Genomic DNA, 20,013 nt, shown 5'->3' with positions numbered 1-20,013 from the left:
ACGGAGGACCATCGGCGAGATGGGCCCGCCTATCGCCAGCCGTAGTTGAAGCTCACGCTCACCCGCGGCGTCCGGGCTCGGTTGGGGGGCACTTCGTGGCGCAGCCAGCTTTCCCACATGTAGATCGTGCCCGGCTGCGGTTGCAGGTAGACGAAGGCCCGCGCCTCCTCGGGCGCATCGGCGCGGCGCGGCGGGGCGGCCATCATAAGCGGCAGGCGCGGGTCTTCGATCCTGAGCGCGCTGGCCCCTGGCGGCGTGGCCACGTAGACGGTGCCGGACAGGGTGCTGTGGGGGTGGATATGGCCCGAATGGCCCGCCCCCGGCTTCAGGACGTTGACCCACAGGCTATCGAGCGCCAGCCGGCGGCCGCCCAGGTCCAGGTGAAGCGCCTCGGCGAACGCGCGGGCGTGCCGGTCCAGCCGGCGCTTCAGGTCGGCGAACACGCTCATCCGTTGCGGCAGGTCGTCGAGCGACGCATAGGACGTGTAGCCGCCGTAGCCGTGCGCCCGGCTCCAGGCGCGACCCGCCACGTCCTCATCGGCCAGGGCCTCGCAGGCCTCCAAAATCTCGCTGTTGAAATTTTCGAAGCTGCGGTCTGTTGTAAGGGTCGCTTCGTAAATCGGCGTGGCGAAGAGCGGGCGCAGCGTCATGCGTGCGGCATACCTCAGCCCGGCGGCTTTCGGAACGCCTGCTGCGTCTGGCCGGGCGCGGTCGGGTCGTCTAGGTTCGGCCGGATATCAAGGAAATCCGTCGGACAAGGCGGGAACAGGCAAGGCGGGAAGACGGGGGAAACGGGTCATGATCAGGATTCTGGCGGCGCTGGCGGCGGCGAGCCTCCTGGCCGCGCCCATCGTCGCCGAAGCGCAGCCCAAGGCCCGAGCGGCCGCGAGCTACAAGGCGCCGCGCCTTCCCGGAACCAAGCACCCGGACCTGAACGGCGTCTGGCAGGCGATGAACACCGCCGGCTGGGACATCGAGCCCCACGGCGCGCGCGCGGCGCTGCAACTTCGGCCCGGCCCCTACACGCCGCTTCCGGCCAAGGACGTGATCGCCCTGGGGGCGGTGGGCGCCGTGCCGGCGGGACCGGGGATCGTGGAGGGCGGCGAGATCCCCTACACGGACGACGCCAGGAAGCTCCGCGACGAGAACCGCGCCCACTACCTGGAACGCGACCCCGAGGTGAAATGCTACCTGCCCGGCGTGCCGCGGGCGAACTACATGCACCTCCCGCTCCAGATCTTCCAGTCCGACACCTCGATGCTGGTCGCCTACGAATATGCAGGGGCGGTGCGGAACATCCTGTTCAACGACCCCGGCCCGCCGCCGGTGGACAGCTGGATGGGCCAATCGGTGGCCCGCTGGGAAGGCGACACCCTGGTGGTGAAGGTCTCCGGGATGAACGACCGCACCTGGTTCGACCGGGCCGGCAACCACCACTCCGACCAGATGACGGTCGAGGAACGCTGGACCCTCACCGGCCCCACCACCCTGCGCTACGAAGCGACGATCACCGACCCGGTCACCTTCACGCGACCCTGGAAGATGAGCTTCAACCTCTACAGGCGTCAGGGCGAGGACGCGCGGCTCGGCCAGTTCAAGTGCGTCGAGTTCGTGGAGGAACTGATGTACGGCGACCTGCGCAAGGAGCCGCTGAAGTAGGCCCGTCCCGTCCGCGACCGAATGTGTTTTGGCCTTTGGAGGCTAGAGGATGAACAAGAAGACCGCGATCGTCGCCACCGCCGTCGCCGCCGCGCTGAGCGCCGTGGCCGCGGGCGGGGCCGCCTGGGCCCACCACGCCTTCGCCGCCGAGTTCGACGGCAAGGCGCCCGTGCTGCTCCGGGGCAAGGTGACCCGCGTGGAATGGATCAACCCCCACGCCTGGGTCCACATCGCGGCCAACAACCCCGACGGCACCACCACCGCCTGGATGGTCGAGGGCGGCACGCCCAACACGCTCCTGCGCGCGGGGATCGACCGCAACTCGCTGCGGCCGGGCACCGAGATCATCGTCCGCGGCTATCAGTCCAAGGACAAGCTGTGCCGGCCGGCCTGCAAGGCCAACGGCCGCGACGTGACCCTGCCGGACGGGAAGAAGCTGTTCATGGGCTCGTCGGGCACGGGCGCGCCCAAGGACGGCTCGGACCCCACCGACCGCTGAGGCCGCGAGCGGCGAACCTACGCCTCGTCGTCCGCCTCGGCCTCGTCGGCCTGCTCCAGCACCTTGTAGGCCTCGTGGAAGCGCTTCAGCGCCGCGACCGAGGCCTGGACGCGCTGGGTGGCCGCCGGCGGATCGCCCTGGGCGGCGTTGATGACCGCCAGGTTGGTGCTGGCCACGGCGTCGGCGAGCGCCTTGAGACAATCCTTCAGGGCGGCGAAATCGGCGGCCACGTCGCCCGCCTCGTCGCCGCCGTCGATGTAGTCGTCGAGATCGACCATAGACCCTGCTCCCGCGAAATCCCCGCGGGTTTGCCGTCGTGCGGGGCGTATGTCCATCGCTGGCGGTCTCATAGACCCGAGCTATCGGCGTCGCGTCTCCCCCGTCGGGCGAAAGCTGGCTAGCCTGCCGGGAAACACCGGAGTGGAACGTGCCGAAAGCCATCCTGGGCGCGCTGGGCGCCCTGTTCGCGACGCCGCTGCTTGCGACGGCCCTGTTTGCGACGGCTCTGGTCGCTGCGGGCTTCACGCCGGCGGGCCCGGCTCACGCGCAGTCGCGGATCGAGACGATCGAGCTGACGTCGAAGCTGGTCCCCTCGCCGGTCAAGGTGTCGGTGCTGCTGCCGGCCGGGCGCACACCGGCGCAGGAGCTTCCGCTGCTGCTGATGCTGCACGGCGGCGGCGGAGACAACGGCTTCCTGACCCAGATGCGCCCGACGATCGAGGCCGCCTGGGCCGCCGGCGATTTCCCGCCCGCCGCGGTGGCCACGCCGGATGTCGGCCGTTCGCTCTACATGGACTTCAAGGACGGCTCCCAGAAATGGGAGACCTTCATCGTGACCGAACTGGTCCCCGAGCTTCGCCGGCGCTATGGCCTGGACGCCCGGCGCGAGGCGACCGTCGTGTCGGGGATTTCGATGGGCGGGCTGGGCGCGTTGCGCCTGGGCCTGAACCATCCGCAGGTGTTCGGCGGACTGGCGGCGCTGGAGGCCGGGATCGAGCCTGCGCTGGATTTCGACGCCGTGAAGATGCGCAACCGCTTCCAGCGCGACGACGCGTTCTTCCGGAAGGTCTTCGGCGATCCCGTGGACACGGCGCTCTGGCGGCGCTCCAACCCCGCCAACATGGTGATCGCCAATCGCCAGGCGATCCTGGACACGGGGCTGCAGATCTATGTGGAGGCCGGCGACCGGGACATGTTCAACCTGCACGAGGGCGTCGAATTCCTCCACCGCGTGATGTGGGACCACGACGTGCCGCACGAATACCGGCTGGTGCGCGGCGCCGACCATCTGGGCCGCACGATCCCGCCGCGCGTGCGCGACGGCCTGCGCTTCCTGGACCGGCAGGTGCTGCGCCCGCCACCGCCCGACGACAGCTTCGCCCGGCAGACGGCCATGATCACCCGGATGCGCCGGGCGGCGGGCGTGCCGGACGACGAACCGCGACCGCCGCTTCCCCCGACTTCAGCGCCGACGGAGGCCCGCTGATGCGCCGGCGCGACCTGATCGCCGCGGCGCCGGCCCTGGCTGTCGCCCGCGCGGCTCACGCCGACGACCTGAGGGTGCGCGGCAGCGACGCCTATTCCGAATCCGCGATGGTGATGTCGGTGGCGCGGGACGGCTCGTCGGCGCTGACCCTGCGGTTCTGCCGGTTCCCGGTGCAAGGCTTCACCTGGCTGTGGTGCCATCTGCTGCACGAGGGGCGACTGTACGCGTTCACCCGCCACGACCTGCCCGCGGGGGCCATGCGGCTGGCGGACGAGCCCGTGGCCCGCTGGCGCGCGCCCGGCGCCGACGCGGAACTGTTGCGTACGCGGCGGCACGGCGCGCTGCCCGCCGTGCGGCTGGCGGCCAAGCTCGGCTTCCACGACAGCCGCAGCGCCCCCCACGGCGAGGGGCCGGTCCAGGGTCGGATCGATGGAAGGTTCCAGGCGGTCAGCCCGCTCTCGGCCCGGGTTCTCGAGGGGCGCGAGGAGGTCTACGGCCTTTGCCGGGCGCGGGTCGAGATCGGCGGCCGCACCTTCGAGCACGAGGGCCTGGCCAAGTTCCACGAGCAGCGCCAGGCGGCGCCGCGCTTCGACGCGCCGTTCAACTACGCCTTCCTGGCGGGCGACGGACTGAACGCCACCACCCTGCTGCTGGCCCAGGGCGCCACCGGCGGCTGGCAGGTCGACGGCGCCGAAGCGCCCCTGGCCGACATGACCCTGGACCCGCCGGGCGCGTCGCGGGGGGTCGCCTGGCGCTTCCGCGACGCCAAGGCGACCTCAGGGCGCCTGGAAGCCCTGACCCGCTACGAGATCCCCATCTACGGCCGGGCCTGGCAGGGCAGCTTCGTACGGGGCGACTTCGGCGGCCGCCCGATCGTGGGCGCCGTGAACGACTGGCTGACGCCGACGGACATCTACGCGCTGGCCGCGACCCGCGCGCAGAAATTGCAGTCCGGCGAAGATGGGGCGCCTCCGATTGCACGTTGACCGCCGTTCGGCGAAGGCGCAGACTCGCCGCATCGCCTGACTGAGACAGGCGGCAAGGGCGCGCCCCGGCGGCCCGCATCAAGGGTCCGATCGGGTCCTGCGAACTTCCGGGGGACGCCTCTGGCGTCTGCCGCAGCCTGGCGTGGAGACCAAGACACTCCACAACGGATTGCGAGGAAGACGTCATGCAAACCGAGACGCATACGACCCACGCCAAGCCTCACAAGCCCCGGCATCTCTTCGAGAGGTTCGAAGGCATGATCGGGATGGTGATGGTCGGCGCCATCGTGCTGCTCGCCATCGGCCTGATCTTCGGCATCGTCACCACGGGCGACACCACGCCGAAGTGGATGCAGTAGCCGAGGGGCCACCCCGGCCCCGACGTTCGAGGCAGGGCGACATGAGGTCGCCACCGCGCATCGCGAGGCGCGACGGGATCTGCTGCGCCTGAGATCTTCCTCTCCCTCCCCCGAGACCTGTGTCCCGCCGAGACGGCTAGGCCCCGGGCCGGGGCTGCGCTACGACGTCAACTGAACAACGATAAGGGAGAGACGTCGTGGCAGGGGAAACGGCAGGGCGCGTGGCGGGCAAGGTCGCCCTGGTCACCGGCGGAGCGAGCGGAATCGGGCGGGGGTGCGCCGAAAAGCTGGCCGCCGAGGGGGCGACCGTCGTCCTCACCGACATCCAGGACGAGTTGGGCCGCGAGGCGGCCTCCGGGATCGCGGCGGCCGGGGGCCGGGCCGAGTATGCGCGCCACGACGTCACCGACGAGGACGCCTGGGCCTCGGTGGTCGCCGGGATCAAGGCGCGCCACGGCCGACTGGACATCCTGGTCAACAACGCCGGGATCGGGATCGGGGGCTCGATCCTGGACATGAGCCTCGCCGACTGGCGCCGCCAGACGGCCATCAACCTGGACGGCGTGTTCCTGGGCGTGAAGCATTCCATTCCGCTGATGCGCGAGAGCGGCGGCGGCGGGAGCATCGTGAACATGTCGTCGGTGGCGGGCCTGAAGGGCTCGGCCAACCTGGCCGGCTACTGCGCCACCAAGGGCGGCGTACGCCTCTTCACCAAGTCGGTGGCGCTGGAGTGCGCCAACGCCCGCGACGGCATCCGCGTGAACTCGGTGCATCCGGGCCTGATCGAAACCCCCATCTGGATCACCGTGCAGGCGGCGATCACGCCGGGCGCGAACGCCATGCCCGACCTGGACGCCATGTCGGCGATGGCGGTGCCCATGGGGGTCAAGGGCGTGCCCGAGGACATCGCCAACGGCGTGCTGTGGCTATGCTCGGACGAGGCCCGCTACGTGACCGGAATGGAGATGGTGATCGACGGCGGCCTCACCCTGCGCTAGCTCGGCGGGCCATGAGCGCCACTTTGCACGTCATCTTCGGCCCTTCGGGCGCCGGCAAGACCACCTACGCCCACACCTTCGCCCGGCGCGAGGGCGCGGTGGCGTTCATCCTGGACGAATGGATGGCGCGCCTCTTCGCGCCAGACATGCCCGACCCCATCGAATACGCCTGGATGGTGGAGCGGGTGCAGCGCTGCGAGGCCCAGATCTGGTCGGCCGCCGCCGGCGTGCTGGCGGCCGGAACCTCGGTGATCCTGGACATCGGCCTGATGAGCCGCGCCGACCGGGCGCGGGTGCGCGAGATCGCGGACGGCGCCGAATTGCCGATCCAGTGGCATTTCGTCACCGCGCCGGCCGACGTACGCCGCGGGCGGGTGGCCGAGCGCAACGTGGTGCGCGGGGAAAACTTCGCCATCGAGGTGACGCCCGAACTGTTCGACTTCATCGAAGGGGTCTATGAACCACCGCTTCCCGAGGAGCTGGACGGGGCGATCATCAGCGAAAGCGCATGACGAAGGCGCTCGCAGACCAGACCATTTGAGGCTCGGTCTTGATTTTTGCGCCGCACAATCCTAGCTTTTCTGCCCCCGGGGGCGCATGCGCCATGCCCCTGCGGGCTGGGGATTGAGCAAGGCGAATCTCGAGTCACGATGGAAAAAGTTCCGATGACCGCCGAGGGCTACAAGGCCCTCGACGAAGATCTGAAGCGTCTGAAGACGGTTGAGCGTCCCGCGGTGATCACCGCCATCGCCGAAGCGCGTGCGCACGGCGACCTGTCGGAGAACGCGGAGTACCATGCCGCCAAGGAACGCCAGGGCTGGATCGAAGGCCAGATCGCCGAGATCGAGGACAAGATGGCCCGCGCCCAGGTCATCGACGTCTCCAAGCTGAGCGGCTCGCAGGTGAAGTTCGGCGCCACGGTCTCGGTCGTGGACGAGGACACCGAGGAAGAGGCCCGCTACCAGATCGTGGGCGAGCACGAGGCCGACGTGAAGCGCGGCCGCGTGTCGGTCACCTCGCCGATCGCGCGTGCGATCATCGGCAAGGAGACCGGCGACGTGGTCGAGGTGAACACCCCGGGCGGCGTGAAGGCCTACGAGATCGTCAAGGTGGAGTGGGTCTGACCCACCCCGCCCTGCGCGCGACGCGCCGATGAGCGGCGCGCCCCGTCCCTTGCGTATCTGGGCCGTCTCGGACGGCCGGGCCGGCATCGAGGCCCAGGTCCTGGGCCTGGGCGAGGCGATCGCCCGCCGGCGCCCGGCCCTGGTCGCACCGAAGCGGATCGCATGGCGATGGGGCCTGGGACGCCTGCCCTGGCGCTTGATCCCGCCCGCCGCCCGCGCCGGCGACCCGATCGCCGCGCCCTGGCCCGACATCTGGATCGGCGCCGGCCGCGCGACGCTTCCCCTGTCGACGCGCATCCTGGCCTGGAGCGGCGGCAAGACCTTCGTGGTCCAGGCCCAGGACCCCAAGGCGCCGCTGGCGCGCTTCGACGTGGTCGTCCCGCCGACGCACGACGGGCTGAGCGGGCCGAACGTGGTTCCGATCCTGGGCGCGCCCAACCGGATCACCCCCGAGACGCTGGCCCTGGCGCAGGCGCGGTTCGCCGAGCGGCTGGACGCCCTGCCCAGGCCGCGCATCGCGCTGATCGTCGGCGGCCGGTCCAAGGCCCACGACCTGCCGGCCGATCACGCCCGGCGGATAGCGCGGGACGTGAGGACCGCAGTGGAACGCACAGGCGGCGCCCTGATGGTGTCGTTCACGCGGCGCACGCCCACGGCCGCGCGCGAGGCCATGACCGCCGCGCTCGCCGGCCTTGCGGGATGGATATGGGACGGCGCGGGCGAGAACCCCTATTTCGCCTTCCTGGCCGCCGCGGACGCGATCCTGGTCACCGAGGACTCCACGAACCTGGCCACCGACGCCGCGGCGACGGGAAAGCCCGTCTTCGTCCTGCCGATGAAGGGCCACAGCGCCAAGCTGGCCCGGTTCCACGCCGACCTGGCCGCCCAGGGGATCGCGGCCCCGTTCGCGGGCGCCTTCGAAGCGCCGGCCTATGCGCCCCTGGCCGAGACGGACCGGGCCGCGCAGGAAATCCTGCTTCGCTACGACGGCGAGCCCTGAGGCGGATGAGGAACCGGAGCCGCCGCGCGGCGCATTGTTGTTGCGTTCGCCTCGCGCAGTAACTTTAGCTAAGGAATTGCCGATAGCCTCCCGCTCAGGGACGCAAACCGATTCGCATTTGGGGGCCGCACAGTGGCGACGTTCTTCTTCGATGACATCACGCCGGCGCAGGCGCTCGCCTTCAACGCCACGAACGACGTGCTGGTCTTCACCAAGCCGACGCTGACGGCCGCTCAGATCTCGGTGAGCTTCGTGCCGTTCACGGTGAACTCGCCCGACCTGATCATCCTGAACGGCGACGGGCGTTCGATCACCTTCAGCGATCCCGGCGGCTTCCGGGCGATTTCGACCACCGGCGGCTCGGCCGCGATCTTCCCGGACAGTTCCCTGCTGTACGCGGGCACCACCGGCGACGACAACGTCACCGGCACCGCCGGCGCGGACGGCCTCTACGGCGGGCTGGGCAACGACACGCTCAACGGCGGCGCGGGCGACGACCTGCTCCAGGGCAACCAGGGCGACGACGTCCTGAACGGCGGGGACGGCGACGACGTCATCTACGGCGGCCGCGACAACGACACCATCAACGTCGGCGCCGGAAGCAATCCCGGCGTGCTGCAGTTCGCGCAGGGCAACCTCGGCGACGACAGCATCACCGGCGGCTCGGGCTCCGACCTGCTGCTGGGCGGCCAGGGCAACGACACCATCGTGGGCTCCGGCGGCAACGACTACATGCTGGGCAACCTGGGCGACGACACCATCGTCGGGGGCGCGGGCAACGACACCATCGGCGGCCAGGAAGGAAACGACAACCTGACGGGCGGCGGCGGCGCGGATTCGCTCGACGGCGGCGCAGGCGCCGACACCATCGTGGCCGGCTCCGGCGCCGACATCATCGACGCGGGCGACGGCAACGACACGGTCAACGCGGGCGACGGCGCCAACACCGTCAACCTCGGGGCCGGCAACGACTCGCTGGTCGCCGGCTCGGGCGCCGACCTCATCGACACGGGTTCGGGGACGAACGTCGTCGACGCGGGCGGCGGCGCGAACACGGTCACCGGCGGGGTCGGCAACGACAGCATCACGGCCGGCGCCGGCTCGGACAACATCTCGGGCGGCGGCGGCGACGACACCATCGCCGCGGGCGCCGGCGACAACACGATCTCGGGCGGCGCCGGAGCCGACACCATCTCGACCGGGGCGGGTTCGGACAGCATCTCGGGCGGCGACGGCGACGACACCATCAACAGCGGTTCGGGCGCCGACACGATCGATGGCGGCGCGGGCGCGAACCGCATCACCCTGACCGGCAGCGGGAGCGTGACGACGGGCGCGGGCGCCGACAGCATCGACGGATCGGCCGCGGGCGGAAACCTGACCATCTCGGCAGGCGCCGGCTCGGATACGGTCGCCAGCGCGGCGGGCAACGACAGCATCAACCTGGGCGACGGCGACGACACCCTGGTCGATACGGGCGGTTCGAACACCGTCTCGGGCGGCGCGGGCGCCGACAACATCACGACCGGCGCCGGCGCGGACTCGATCGACGGCGGCGAAGGCGCGAACATCATCAACGCCGGCGCCGGCGCCAACACGGTCGTGACCGGAAGCGGAACCGACAGCATCACCACCGGCAACGGCAACGACTCGGTGTCGGCCGGCGGCGGGAACGACACGATCAACACCGGCGGCACCACCGCGGGCGGCGTCGACATCATCAACGGCGGCGCCGGCGACGACGTCATCAGCTTCACCGGGCGGGCCGCGGCCAGCGGCGGCGACGGCGCCGACAGCATCGACGGCAGCGGCAGCGCCGACGACAACATCATCGACGGCGGTTCGGGCGCAGACACCCTGGTGGGCGGAACCGGCGGCGACAGCATCACCGGCGCGGCCGGCGACGACACCATCGACGGCGGCGACGGCGCCGACTCGATCGACGGCGGCGAGGGCCTGAACACCATCGCCGGCGGCGACGGCGCCGACACCATCGTGGCCGGATCGGGCGCCGACACCATCGACGGTGGAAACGGCGCCGACAGCATCAGCGGCGGCGGCGGGGCGAACAGCCTCTCGGGCGGCGCGGGGACCGACACCATCGTGGGCGGCTCGGGCAACGACACGATCGAAGGCGGAACCGGGCGCGACGTGATGAGCGGCGGGTCGGGAACGGACGTCTTCGTGATCGGCGCGGGCGACAGCGGCGTGGGCGGCTTGGCGACCATCGACGCGATCAACGACTGGACCAGCGCGGATCGGATCGAGTTCGGCGACGCGGCCGGCTCGGGCACGAACTACGCCGAAGCCACTGCGGCCGACTTCGCCGCCGCCGTGACGGCGGCCGAAGCGCTCATGGACGGCACGGTCATCTATGTGGCCGTGGCGATCGGGTCCGACGTGGTCGTCTTCTACGACGACGGCGGCAACGGCACCGCCGACGAGTCGGTGCTGCTGGTCGGCAAGACGCTCGCCGACATCGGCGAGACCAACATCCTCTGACGCGCGGCATCTGCGCGTCGCGGGGCCGCCCTTCGGGGCGGCCCTTTGCTTTTTGGGGCCGCATCGGATGAAGTCGTCGGCATGACTTGCCCCGATCTCGCCCATTTCGGAGGCCATCGGCGGTTATGACCGGCCCGCGGATCCTGTTCGTCGTCGACGCCGGCCCCACCGTGGGCGGGGGCCATGTGATGCGCAGCCTCACCCTGGCCCGGGCGATGTCCGCCCAGGGCGCGACCTTCGCCTTCGTCGGACCGCCCGCCCTGGCCGAGGTGCTGGACGCCTTCGCCCCCGACGCCGAGCGGATCGCCGCCGAGGACCTGGCCGCGGCGGCCGTGCGCGAAGCCTTCGACGCCGTCGCGTTCGACCACTACGGCCTCTCGGAACCCGACCACCGGGCGATGGCCCAGGGTCGGCCCGTTCTGGTCGTCGACGACCTGGCCGACCGGCCTCTCGGCGCCGACGTGGTGGTTGACGCGGGCCCGGCCCGCCGGGCCGAAGACTATCTCGGCCTGGTTCCCGAGACGACCCGCCTGCTGCTCGGACCCGAGTTCGCCGCTGTCCGACCCGAGTTCGCGGCGTTGCGCGAGCCCGCCCTGGCCTGGCGCGGCGAGCCGGTGCAGCGGATTCTGATCTCCATGGGCCTGACCGACGTGGGCGGCGTCACCGCCCGGATCGTCGAGCGGGTGCGGCCTCGGCTTCAGGACGCGGGACTCGACATCGTCCTGGGCGCGGGCGCGCCCAGCCTTCCCGGCCTGGCGAAGATCGCCCGGCGCGACACCCGGCTGCTGCTCCATGTGGACACCCCGCACATGGCGCGCCTGACGGCAGAGGCCGACATCGGGATCGGCGCGGCCGGCTCGAGCACATGGGAACGCTGCGTGCTGGGCCTGCCGTCCATCCTGGTGATCCTGGCCGACAACCAGCGACCCAATGCGCAGGCGCTCGCCGAGCGGGAAGCGGCCATCGTGCTGGACCTGGCCGACCCCGACTTCGACGCGACGATGGACAAGGCGCTGTGGCGGCTGCTCCGCGACGCCGATCTGCGGCGCGACCTCGCCCGGCGCAGCGCCGAGACGTGCGACGGGCTGGGCGCGGGCCGGACGGCCGAGACCTTCCTGCGGCTGATCGCCGGCCGCTGAGCGTCAGCCTTGGCCTCAGGCGGCGCGCGAGGCGCCGGGGTCGGCGCCTTCGTAGACGAAGGCCGCATCGTCCAGGTCGATCTGCGGCAGTTCGTCCTTCTCGGCCCAGTAGTCCTGGCTGTGCTGCCATTCCGGCTTGTCCCCGCGCTTGGGCAGCAGGTGCATCGAGCGCATCAGGTAGCCGGGATTGAAGTTCTCGGGGTCGATCCACGAGAGCCTCGGCATGTCCCGATCCTCGGGTCGCAGGGCGACCGAGACCTTCTTCGCGCCCTTGGCCTTCATCTGGTCGAGAAGGCGGAGGACGAAGTCGGCGACCAGATCGGCCCGCAAGGTCCAACTGGCCCGGAAATAGCCGAACACCCAGACCAGGTTGGGGACGCCCGTGAACATCATCCCGCGGTAAGTGACCGTGTCGCCGAAGTTCAGCGGTTCGCCGTCGATGGCGAAGTCGATGTCGCCCAGGACGCTGAGATCGAAACCGGTGGCGGTGATGACGACGTCCGCGTCCAGGGTCTCGCCCGACTTGAGACGGATGCCGGTCTCGGTGAAGCGTTCGATATGGTCGGTGACGACCGAGGCCTTGCCGCTCTTCACCGCGCGGAACAGGTCGCCGTCCGGCACGAAGGCGATGCGCTGGCGCCAGGGACGGTAGCTGGGCGTGAAGTGCTTCTCCGTGATCTCGGGGCCCACGAAGGCGCTGACGCCGGCCAGCAGCTCCTGCTTCACGGTCTCGGGCTCCTCGACGGCCCGGCGGGTGAAGAGATCGCCGTTGTAGAGCTGCTGCCGCCGGACGATCTCGTGAATCCAGCTCTCGTCCACCTTCAGCAGGCGGAGCTGGTCGGCGATGTCGATGGCGTTGCGGCCGGGGATGAAATAGGTCGGCGACCGCTGGAGCAGGGTCACGTGCGCGCAATCGTCGGCGATGTTGGGCAGCAGCGTCGCGGCCGTGGCCCCCGAGCCGATGATGACGACCTTCTTGCCCGCGAGGTCCAGATCCTGGGGCCAGGTCTGCGGGTGGACGATCCGGCCCTTGAAGTCGGCCATACCCTCCCATTCGGGCGTGTAGCCCTGGTCGTGGCGGTAGTAGCCCTGGCACATCCAGAGGAAGCCGGCCGTGAAGGTGAGCCGCTCGCCGGTGTCGAGCTTCACCGCCTCGATCGTCCAGAGGTTCTCGGCGCTGGACCAGGCCGCGCGAAGGATGCGGTGACCATAGCGGATGTGGCCGCCGAGATCGTTCTCGTCGATGACCTCGCCCATGTAGTTGAGGATCTCCTGGGCGGTGGCGATCGGCGGCCCGACCCAGGGCTTGAAGCGGTAGCCGAAGGTGTAGAGGTCGCTGTCCGAGCGGATGCCGGGGTATTTGTGGGTGAGCCAGGTGCCGCCGAAGCTCTCCAGCGTCTCCAGGACAACGAAGCTGCGGTCGGGCGACCGGGTCTTCAGGTGATAGGCGGCGCCGATCCCGGAAATGCCCGCGCCCACGATCAGGACGTCGAAATGGCCGGCCCTGGTCGGCGCCTCTGTCGCGACGGTCATCGCACCCTCCCGCTTCTGGTTCTTCGCCCCAACCTGCTGCAGCCCGGCGTGCGGGCCTTGATCGAGGTCAATAACTTATCGTCGATAATATAAAGCGCGAAGCCAGGCGCGTGTCGAGCGCGGAGTCTGCCGGCCGGTGGCCTGCCTGCGGCTTACCTCGCGCCGCACACGGGGTTGGAAACGGGGCTGAAAAGGGGGACCGCGTTCGGCCTAAGCCAGCATGTCCCAGCCCAGGGGTTCGCCCCGCGCCAGATCGCGCGCGGCCGTCCTGCCCAGAACCTCGTCCAGGTGGGCCGGCGGCAGGCCGTTTCCCGGGCGGATGGAGCGGACGTTGGCGCGCGTGAGCGGCTGGCCCGCCTTCACGTCGGCGGCGACGTAGAGCGAGCGCCGGAACATGACGTTGCCCCGCTCCGATCCCAGCAGGTCGTAATGGGCGCGGCCCAGGGCGGTCCAGGCGGACCGGGTGTCGTCGCACAGCGTCTTGAACTCGGCCGGCTCCAGGCTGAAGGCGGCGTCAGGGCCGCCGTCGGCGCGGGCCAGGGTGAAGTGCTTCTCGATCACCGAGGCGCCCAGCGCCACCGCCGCCACCGAGGCGGCCGTGCCCATGGTGTGGTCCGAGAGGCCGACCGGGCAGTCGAACCGCCTGGCCATGTCGCCGATGGTGCGGAGGTTGGCGTCCTCGGGCACGGCCGGATAGCTGGACACGCAGTGCAGCAGCACGACGCCCGGCGCGCTCGCCTCCAGCGCCGCCGCCCGCGCGGCCTCGATCTCGGCCAGGTTGGCCATGCCGGTGGAGATGATCAGCGGCTTGCCGCGGGCCGCCGCGTAGCGGATCAGCGGCAGGTCCACCGCCTCGAACGAGGCGATCTTGTAGGCTGGCGCGTCGAGATCGGCGAGCAGGTCCACGGCCGTCTCGTCGAAGGGGCTGGAGAAGACGATGACGCCCCGTTTGCGCGCCCGCTCGAAGATGGCGGCGTGCCATTCGAACGGCGTCTGGGCCTCCTGGTACAGTTCGTAGAGGCTGCGACCGTCCCACAGGCCGCCGTGGATGCGGAACTCGGGCCGGTCGACGTCCATGGTGATGGTGTCGGCGGTGTAGGTCTGGATCTTGATGGCGTCGCAGCCGGTGTCGGCGGCGGCGTCCACCATGCGCAGCGCGCGCTCCAGGCTGCCGTTGTGGTTGCCCGACAGCTCGCAGATCACGAAGGGCGGATGCGCGGCTCCGATCTTCCGTCCGGCGATCTCGATCTCGGGCTCGATGTGCGGGGCCTGGGCCATGGGAGCAGAATACGCCCGCACGGCTGAAAGCCGCGTTAACCAATCTGCGCGCGATCCTCGGGCGGCGGAAGCTTCCGGCGCGAGCGCACGCCCATGACGACGCCCACCGCCAGACCGACCACTAGACCCGCCCCCGCGATCGAGGCCAGAACCTTCAGACCGATCCAGAGCGCCCAAAGCGCGCCGAACGCGAGGGCGGCGAGGAAGACGATGCCGGCGATCTTGAGCTTGCTGTCCATCGCCAACGATAAAGCTTGACCACAGAGATGGTTCCAGCCGCGGCGCCCGTGACGATCAGAGGCCGAGGTTCACGGCTTGATCCCATCGCAAGCGGCCAGAATCCGACCTACATAGGCGGCATGTCCGAACCTCGTTCCGTCCGCTGCCTGATCGTGGGCTCCGGCCCCGCCGGCTACACCGCCGCCGTCTACGCCGCGCGCGCCCTGCTGAAGCCAGTGCTGATCCAGGGCATACAGCCCGGCGGCCAGCTCACCATCACCACCGACGTGGAGAACTATCCCGGCTTCGCCGACGTCATCCAGGGCCCCTGGCTGATGGAGCAGATGCAGGCCCAGGCCGCACACGTGGGCACCGAGATCGTCAGCGACATCGTCACCACGGCCGACCTGTCGAAGCGCCCGTTCCGCCTGGAGACCGACAGCGGCCAGGTCTGGCTGGCCGAGACCCTGATCATCGCCACCGGCGCCCAGGCCAAGTGGCTGGGCCTGCCCACCGAGCAGACGTTCCAGGGCTTCGGCGTCTCGGCCTGCGCCACGTGCGACGGCTTCTTCTACCGCGGCAAGGAGGTGATCGTGGTGGGCGGCGGCAACACGGCCGTCGAGGAGGCGCTGTTCCTCACCAACTTCGCGTCCAAGGTGACGCTGGTCCACCGGCGCGACGAACTCCGGGCCGAGCGCATCCTGCAGGAGCGCCTGTTCAACCACCCGAAGATCGAGGTGGTCTGGAACCACGCCATCGACGAGGTGCTGGGCGAGACCGACCCGATGGGCGTCACCGGCGTCCGGCTGAAGGACGTCAACACGGGCGAAACCCGGACGGTCGCGGCGGACGGGGTGTTCATCGCCATCGGCCACGCGCCCGCCAGCCAGCTCTTCCAGGGTCAGCTCGAGATGGACGCGTCGGGCTATCTGAAGGTGAAGCCGGGCACGGCCGCCACCGCGATCCCGGGCGTCTACGCCGCAGGCGATGTCACCGACGACGTCTACCGCCAGGCGGTGACCGCGGCGGGCATGGGCTGCATGGCGGCGCTGGAGGCCGTTCGGTTCCTCGCGGAAGAGGACCACAGGAAGGCCCAGCACCCGATCAGCCATCAGGAAGCCCAGAAGATCGGGGCCTGGTAGGTCGGTGGCGGTCCGGTACGCCCGCGCGGAGGATCGCCCGGCCATCGCCGAGGTCAATACGCTCGCGTTCGGCCAGCCCGACGAGGCGGCCCTGATCGAACGGCTGCGGGCGGGCGGCGACGTGCTGTTCGAGCTGGTGGCGGCCGAGGACGGTCGGGTGGACGGCCATATCCTGTTCAGCCGGCTGTTCGCCGACCGCGCCGATCTGTTCGCGGCCCTGGCGCCGATGGCCGTGAGGCCCGGGCTGCAGCGCGGCGGGATCGGAACCGCCCTGGTGCGGGCGGGCTTGGAAAGCGCCCGCGAGTTCGGCGCGCACGGCGTGCTGGTGCTGGGGCACCCCGGCTACTACCCGCGCTTCGGCTTCGCCCCCGAAACAGCGGCTCAGGTGACGTCGGCCTATTCCGGCAGCCCGGCGTTCATGGCGCTCGCGCTCCAGGCCGGCGCCTTCGACGCACCGCTCAGCGTCGCCTATCCCGACGCCTTCCCGGCCTGAACGCGCCGGCTACGACCGGAAGAAAAGCCGGCGGCCAGAATCAGTCGGCGGGCGACGTCCCCGGCGGCGCGGCGCTCACCGGCGGGACCGACGACGAGATCGAAGGCGGCGCAGCGCCGGGCCTGTCGAGGGTCCGCTCCACTTCCTCCAGGCTCTTGTTGATGCGCTGGATCTCCTCGGCGGTCGGCTGACGGCGGGTGGACATCAGGACGCCCCGCACACGCGTCCGCTCGCCGCCGGGCATGGTGGGATCGACCACGTCGTAGGTCCTGACCTCTCCGGCCACCGCCAGGGTGATCCGGCGTTCGGCCGGTACGCCCTGGAGTTCGGGCGCCAGGAGGCCGCCCTGCGTCCGGGCGTCCACGCCGCCCAGGACGGCCGGCGACAGATAGGCCTCGCCCCCCGCATAGCGCCCCGTGAAGGCCGGCGGCTCGCCCCACGGCCCGGTCCACCGGTAGAAGATGTGCTGGCCGACCTGGGTCATCTTCACCAGCGTGGGCGCCCAGTAAGGGGCGACGTACTGGGCGTGATAGTGCGTCGCCGAGCCCACCGTCCTGTCCACATGGCCAGCCAGCGCGCGCCGGGCCACGTCCTGGGCGCGCCGCCACAGGTCGCCCTGGGGGGCCCAGCGCAACGAGCCGTCGCACGTGAAGGTGAACTGGCAGCCGGTGACCCGCGCCGAGCCCTGGTAGACGACGCCGCAAACCGATTTCGGATAGGCGGGGTGGCGCATGCGGTTCAGCACCACCTGGGCCACCGCCTCCTGGCCCAGGCGCGGCTCGCGCGCCGCCTCGTAATAGACGGCCTGGCTCAGGCACTGGAACGCACGGGCGTAGTCCGGCCCGGTGTCCTTGAGCACGAAGGGTCGCATCGGCCGGATCGGCAGCTTGGAGAAGGGCCGGAGCGCGTTCAGCTCCTCGGCGGTCGTGGGATCGGTCTCGCCCAGGTCCAGGCCCAGGGTGGGAACGTTCTCCAGATCGAGCCGGGTCCAACCCTCGGGCCGCGCCCACAGGTCGGCGCGACGGACCCCGGGGTCGTGCCGGACGACCAGCGCGCGCATGGCGGGATCCATCCCGGCCGCCAGGTGGAACAAGCCCGAATCCGACATGTCACGGGACACGAAGCGCGCCGTCTCGGCGACGGGACGGGCGGTCTCGGGCGCGCAGCCCGCCAGCGCCGCGCCGGCGGCGAGGACGACGGCTCCTAGCCTGGCGCCTCTTGTCGCGGCCCCGGCGACGGCGACCATGGCGCGAGGCCTCGTATCTGGGTTCGAAGTCAGGGGCTCACCCCTCCCTTTCGGCGTCACCCATGACAGGCGGCCTTGCAGCATCGGGCGTCGCATATAGGCGCATACCGGCGTCATTTGGACCCGACTCCGGCAATTTTCGTGCAACTGCGACACGCTGGACATCTCGTCCCAGGGGATCGCCCTTACGGTTGCGTCGTCTTGGACCGCACCCCATGCTGGCGTGGCCCACAGCGCGCGCGAGGCACACCGCACCGACATGACCTCGATCGCCTGGCCGATAAGGCTCATCCCCCGGCGGCCGCCGAACGTCGCCGCGGCCTTCGCCGTCTGCGCGGCGGCGCTTGGCGCGGCCGTGCTGGCGCGGATGGCCACCCTTGGCCCCGGCAGCATCACGACCGTCTCGGCGACCACCTTCCCCGCCCTGATGCTGGCCACGCTCTACGCCGGCCCGCGCTGGGGCTGGGCGACCCTGGCGGCGGCCCTGATCCTGGGCCGCGTCGACCCGCTGACCACTGGTCCCGGCGCGGACAGCCTGGCGGTGACGGTGATGTTCGCGCTTTCGGCCGCCCTGACCGTGGTGGTGTCCGCGGGCCTGCGCAACGCCCTCCTGAAGCTCGACGCCGCCCGGGACGCCCAGGCCGCGGCCCAGAAGACGCTGGAGGCGACCGAAGCGCGCTTTCGCACCCTCGCGGACTCCGCGCCGGTGCTGATGTGGGTGACCCGGACGGACGGACGGCGGGAGTTCGCGAACGAGGCCTATATCGACTTCCTGGGCGTGGGGTACGAGGAGGCCATCGCCTTCGACTGGCGCAAGGTCCTGCATCCCGACGACCTGGACCGGGTGCTGACGGAGCAGGTCGCGCGGGAATCCGCGCACGAGCCGGTGATCCTCGAGGCCCGCTATCGCCACCGGGACGGCGCATTCCGCTGGGTCCGTTCGCTGTCGCAGCCCAGGTGGCGCGCCGACGGGACCTTCGAAGGCTATGTCGGCGTCGGCTATGACGTCACCCACGCCAAACAGGCCGAAGCCGACCTCACGCGGATCAACGAGCTGCTGGCCGAACGGGTCCAGGCGGCCCTGGCCGAGCGCGACGAGGCCGAGGCCGCCTTGCAGCGGGCCCAGAAGCTGGAGGCCGTCGGCCAGCTCACCGGCGGCGTGGCGCACGACTTCAACAACCTGCTCACCGTGGTGATCGGGGCGCTGGACATGGTGCAGCGGCGGCCCGAAGACGCCCCACGCCGCGAACGGATGATCGAGGCCGCGCTGGGCGCCGCCCGGCGGGGGGAGCGCCTGACCCAGCAGCTCCTGGCCTTCGCGCGGCGGCAGACTCTGAAGCCCGAGTTCATGCGCATCGACGGCGTGCTGGCCGAGAGCGAGCCCCTGTTGCGCCGCGCGGTGGGCGAGGCGGTGGGCCTGACCCTGGCGCCGGGGGCGCCGGACGGTGTCGCGAATCTGGACCCCAGCCAGTTCGAGGCGGCGATCATGAACCTCGTGGTCAACGCCCGGGACGCCACGCCGCCCGGGGGGATGATCCGCATCGAGACCTTGCCTGCGCGCCTCGCCGACCGGCAGGTGGAGGAACTGCCGGCGGGCGACTACATCTGTGTCTCGGTCCACGACACCGGCGAGGGGATGGACGCCGCGACCATCGCGCGCGCCTTCGAGCCGTTCTTCACCACCAAGCCGCAGGGCCGGGGCACGGGGCTGGGCCTCAGCCAGGTCTACGGATTCACCCGTCAGAGCGGCGGCGCGGTGACGGTCGACAGCACGCCGGGCAAGGGCTCCAGCGTGCGCCTGTACCTGCCTCGCATGGCCGGCGAGGCGGCGGCGGCCGCCCTCGATCCGCCGCCGGCCGCAGCGGGGCCGCGCCTGGACATCCTGCTGGCGGAAGACGACCTCCAGGTGGCCGAAATGGTCGAGGAGATGCTGATCGACCTGGGGCACCGGGTGCGGCGCGTGGGGGACGCCGAAGCCGCCCTCGGCGTCGTGCGCAGCGGGGCCGCCATCGACCTCCTTCTCACGGACCTCATCATGCCCGGCGACAAGACCGGCGTGGATCTGGCCCACGAGGCCACGACACTGCGCCCCGGCCTGCGCGTCATCCTGTCGTCCGGCTACACCGGCGACGTGCTCTCGACCGCCCGCGCCGCACCCTGGCCGCTGCTGCACAAGCCCTACGGGCGCGACGCCCTGGCCCGGCAGATCGCCGAGACGATCCGTTAGCGCACACCGTTCGAATCTCCTTGCGCACCCCTACGTCAGGCCCATATAGTCGTTATGCTCGAAGTGAGCATAAGCGTCCGACTCGCAACGTGACGCCTTTTTATAGGCCTGAGAAATGCTCAC

The 20,013-nt window shown here is 70.7% G+C and carries 20 protein-coding genes; 14 read left to right on the top strand and 6 right to left on the bottom strand.

The window, feature by feature from the left end:
• Positions 1 to 29: 29 nt before the first annotated feature.
• Positions 30 to 650, bottom strand: a complete 621-nt coding sequence (locus ABS78_RS06630) for a TIGR02466 family protein (protein ID WP_293376289.1) — start codon at positions 648 to 650, stop codon at positions 30 to 32.
• Between the two features lie 148 nt (positions 651 to 798).
• Here ABS78_RS06630 and ABS78_RS06625 point away from each other — a divergent pair, with 148 nt between their 5' ends.
• Entirely contained in the window at positions 799 to 1,659 is an 861-nt protein-coding gene (locus tag ABS78_RS06625) for a hypothetical protein (protein ID WP_293376287.1), read from the top strand.
• 49 nt (positions 1,660 to 1,708) lie between these two features.
• Positions 1,709 to 2,158 carry a DUF6152 family protein gene (locus ABS78_RS06620; protein ID WP_293376285.1) on the top strand — a complete coding sequence of 150 codons (450 nt, stop codon included), beginning with the start codon at positions 1,709 to 1,711 and terminating at the stop codon, positions 2,156 to 2,158.
• Between the two features lie 17 nt (positions 2,159 to 2,175).
• Here ABS78_RS06620 and ABS78_RS06615 read toward each other — a convergent pair whose 3' ends face one another.
• Positions 2,176 to 2,436 carry a hypothetical protein gene (locus ABS78_RS06615; RefSeq protein WP_293376283.1) on the bottom strand — a complete coding sequence of 87 codons (261 nt, stop codon included), beginning with the start codon at positions 2,434 to 2,436 and terminating at the stop codon, positions 2,176 to 2,178.
• 149 nt (positions 2,437 to 2,585) lie between these two features.
• Here ABS78_RS06615 and ABS78_RS06610 point away from each other — a divergent pair, with 149 nt between their 5' ends.
• The 9 genes from ABS78_RS06610 to pseG all read left to right on the top strand — a co-directional run bounded on the left by ABS78_RS06610 (position 2,586) and on the right by pseG (position 11,752).
• Entirely contained in the window at positions 2,586 to 3,644 is a 1,059-nt protein-coding gene (locus ABS78_RS06610) for an alpha/beta hydrolase-fold protein (protein ID WP_293376281.1), read from the top strand.
• On the top strand, positions 3,644 to 4,630 hold the full coding sequence (locus tag ABS78_RS06605; protein ID WP_293376279.1) for a hypothetical protein: 987 nt from the start codon (positions 3,644 to 3,646) through the stop codon (positions 4,628 to 4,630). The genes ABS78_RS06610 and ABS78_RS06605 overlap by 1 nt, the downstream gene beginning before the upstream one ends.
• Positions 4,631 to 4,815: 185 nt before the next feature.
• A complete protein-coding gene (locus ABS78_RS06600; RefSeq protein ID WP_293376277.1) occupies positions 4,816 to 4,989 on the top strand; it encodes a hypothetical protein in 174 nt (57 codons plus the stop codon).
• Between the two features lie 197 nt (positions 4,990 to 5,186).
• The gene (locus ABS78_RS06595; RefSeq protein WP_293376275.1) at positions 5,187 to 5,987 is read left to right on the top strand and encodes a glucose 1-dehydrogenase; all 801 of its coding nucleotides are present in this window, start codon (positions 5,187 to 5,189) and stop codon (positions 5,985 to 5,987) included.
• An 11-nt stretch (positions 5,988 to 5,998) separates the two neighbouring features.
• Positions 5,999 to 6,499 carry an ATP-binding protein gene (locus ABS78_RS06590; protein WP_293376274.1) on the top strand — a complete coding sequence of 167 codons (501 nt, stop codon included), beginning with the start codon at positions 5,999 to 6,001 and terminating at the stop codon, positions 6,497 to 6,499.
• Between the two features lie 138 nt (positions 6,500 to 6,637).
• Entirely contained in the window at positions 6,638 to 7,111 is a 474-nt protein-coding gene (gene greA / locus ABS78_RS06585; protein ID WP_293376272.1) for a transcription elongation factor GreA, read from the top strand.
• A 28-nt stretch (positions 7,112 to 7,139) separates the two neighbouring features.
• A complete protein-coding gene (locus ABS78_RS06580; protein ID WP_293376270.1) occupies positions 7,140 to 8,111 on the top strand; it encodes a mitochondrial fission ELM1 family protein in 972 nt (323 codons plus the stop codon).
• A 132-nt stretch (positions 8,112 to 8,243) separates the two neighbouring features.
• Positions 8,244 to 10,613, top strand: coding sequence for a calcium-binding protein (locus ABS78_RS06575; RefSeq protein WP_293376268.1), 2,370 nt, complete (start codon positions 8,244 to 8,246; stop codon positions 10,611 to 10,613).
• Positions 10,614 to 10,738: 125 nt separating this feature from the next.
• The gene (gene pseG, locus ABS78_RS06570) at positions 10,739 to 11,752 is read left to right on the top strand and encodes a UDP-2,4-diacetamido-2,4,6-trideoxy-beta-L-altropyranose hydrolase (RefSeq protein WP_293376266.1); all 1,014 of its coding nucleotides are present in this window, start codon (positions 10,739 to 10,741) and stop codon (positions 11,750 to 11,752) included.
• A gap of 15 nt (positions 11,753 to 11,767) precedes the next feature.
• On the opposite strand, the gene ABS78_RS06565 is transcribed toward pseG, so the two are convergent.
• The 3 genes from ABS78_RS06565 to ABS78_RS06555 all read right to left on the bottom strand — a co-directional run bounded on the left by ABS78_RS06565 (position 11,768) and on the right by ABS78_RS06555 (position 14,802).
• Positions 11,768 to 13,285 (bottom strand): NAD(P)/FAD-dependent oxidoreductase, encoded by a 1,518-nt coding sequence (locus ABS78_RS06565; RefSeq protein ID WP_293376264.1) that lies wholly within the window; start codon positions 13,283 to 13,285, stop codon positions 11,768 to 11,770.
• Between the two features lie 210 nt (positions 13,286 to 13,495).
• Complete coding sequence (gene pseI / locus ABS78_RS06560) at positions 13,496 to 14,563, bottom strand: pseudaminic acid synthase (RefSeq protein WP_293376262.1); 1,068 nt, start codon at positions 14,561 to 14,563, stop codon at positions 13,496 to 13,498.
• A gap of 35 nt (positions 14,564 to 14,598) precedes the next feature.
• Positions 14,599 to 14,802, bottom strand: a complete 204-nt coding sequence (locus ABS78_RS06555; protein WP_293376260.1) for a hypothetical protein — start codon at positions 14,800 to 14,802, stop codon at positions 14,599 to 14,601.
• 120 nt (positions 14,803 to 14,922) lie between these two features.
• On the opposite strand from ABS78_RS06555, the gene trxB reads away from it, so the two are divergent.
• Together trxB and ABS78_RS06545 are read left to right on the top strand one after the other, a co-directional pair.
• Positions 14,923 to 15,924, top strand: a complete 1,002-nt coding sequence (gene trxB / locus ABS78_RS06550) for a thioredoxin-disulfide reductase (protein ID WP_293376258.1) — start codon at positions 14,923 to 14,925, stop codon at positions 15,922 to 15,924.
• A 4-nt stretch (positions 15,925 to 15,928) separates the two neighbouring features.
• Positions 15,929 to 16,417 (top strand): N-acetyltransferase, encoded by a 489-nt coding sequence (locus ABS78_RS06545; RefSeq protein ID WP_293376256.1) that lies wholly within the window; start codon positions 15,929 to 15,931, stop codon positions 16,415 to 16,417.
• 40 nt (positions 16,418 to 16,457) lie between these two features.
• On the opposite strand, the gene ABS78_RS06540 is transcribed toward ABS78_RS06545, so the two are convergent.
• Complete coding sequence (locus ABS78_RS06540) at positions 16,458 to 17,663, bottom strand: cell wall hydrolase (RefSeq protein WP_293376254.1); 1,206 nt, start codon at positions 17,661 to 17,663, stop codon at positions 16,458 to 16,460.
• A 259-nt stretch (positions 17,664 to 17,922) separates the two neighbouring features.
• Between ABS78_RS06540 and ABS78_RS06535 the strand changes: the two genes are divergently transcribed.
• Entirely contained in the window at positions 17,923 to 19,890 is a 1,968-nt protein-coding gene (locus ABS78_RS06535) for an ATP-binding protein (protein ID WP_293376252.1), read from the top strand.
• The last annotated feature ends 123 nt before the right edge of the window (positions 19,891 to 20,013 follow it).

Origin of the sequence: Phenylobacterium sp. SCN 70-31, from assembly GCF_001724605.1 — a bacterium.
Lineage (GTDB): Bacteria > Pseudomonadota > Alphaproteobacteria > Caulobacterales > Caulobacteraceae > Phenylobacterium.
Note: the sequence above shows the minus strand (reverse complement) of the source record. Positions and strands in the feature narration are given on the sequence as shown.

Excerpts from the sequence above, each read along its gene's own strand:
- ABS78_RS06630 (WP_293376289.1), bottom strand. The coding sequence starts at position 650 with ATGACGCTGCGCCCGCTCTTCGCCACGCCGATTTACGAAGCGACCCTT.
- ABS78_RS06625 (WP_293376287.1), top strand. The coding sequence starts at position 799 with ATGATCAGGATTCTGGCGGCGCTGGCGGCGGCGAGCCTCCTGGCCGCG.
- ABS78_RS06620 (WP_293376285.1), top strand. The coding sequence starts at position 1,709 with ATGAACAAGAAGACCGCGATCGTCGCCACCGCCGTCGCCGCCGCGCTG.
- ABS78_RS06615 (WP_293376283.1), bottom strand. The coding sequence starts at position 2,436 with ATGGTCGATCTCGACGACTACATCGACGGCGGCGACGAGGCGGGCGAC.
- ABS78_RS06605 (WP_293376279.1), top strand. The coding sequence starts at position 3,644 with ATGCGCCGGCGCGACCTGATCGCCGCGGCGCCGGCCCTGGCTGTCGCC.
- ABS78_RS06600 (WP_293376277.1), top strand. The coding sequence starts at position 4,816 with ATGCAAACCGAGACGCATACGACCCACGCCAAGCCTCACAAGCCCCGG.
- ABS78_RS06590 (WP_293376274.1), top strand. The coding sequence starts at position 5,999 with ATGAGCGCCACTTTGCACGTCATCTTCGGCCCTTCGGGCGCCGGCAAG.
- greA (WP_293376272.1), top strand. The coding sequence starts at position 6,638 with ATGGAAAAAGTTCCGATGACCGCCGAGGGCTACAAGGCCCTCGACGAA.
- ABS78_RS06580 (WP_293376270.1), top strand. The coding sequence starts at position 7,140 with ATGAGCGGCGCGCCCCGTCCCTTGCGTATCTGGGCCGTCTCGGACGGC.
- pseG (WP_293376266.1), top strand. The coding sequence starts at position 10,739 with ATGACCGGCCCGCGGATCCTGTTCGTCGTCGACGCCGGCCCCACCGTG.
- ABS78_RS06565 (WP_293376264.1), bottom strand. The coding sequence starts at position 13,285 with ATGACCGTCGCGACAGAGGCGCCGACCAGGGCCGGCCATTTCGACGTC.
- pseI (WP_293376262.1), bottom strand. The coding sequence starts at position 14,563 with ATGGCCCAGGCCCCGCACATCGAGCCCGAGATCGAGATCGCCGGACGG.
- ABS78_RS06555 (WP_293376260.1), bottom strand. The coding sequence starts at position 14,802 with ATGGACAGCAAGCTCAAGATCGCCGGCATCGTCTTCCTCGCCGCCCTC.
- trxB (WP_293376258.1), top strand. The coding sequence starts at position 14,923 with ATGTCCGAACCTCGTTCCGTCCGCTGCCTGATCGTGGGCTCCGGCCCC.
- ABS78_RS06540 (WP_293376254.1), bottom strand. The coding sequence starts at position 17,663 with ATGGTCGCCGTCGCCGGGGCCGCGACAAGAGGCGCCAGGCTAGGAGCC.
- ABS78_RS06535 (WP_293376252.1), top strand. The coding sequence starts at position 17,923 with ATGACCTCGATCGCCTGGCCGATAAGGCTCATCCCCCGGCGGCCGCCG.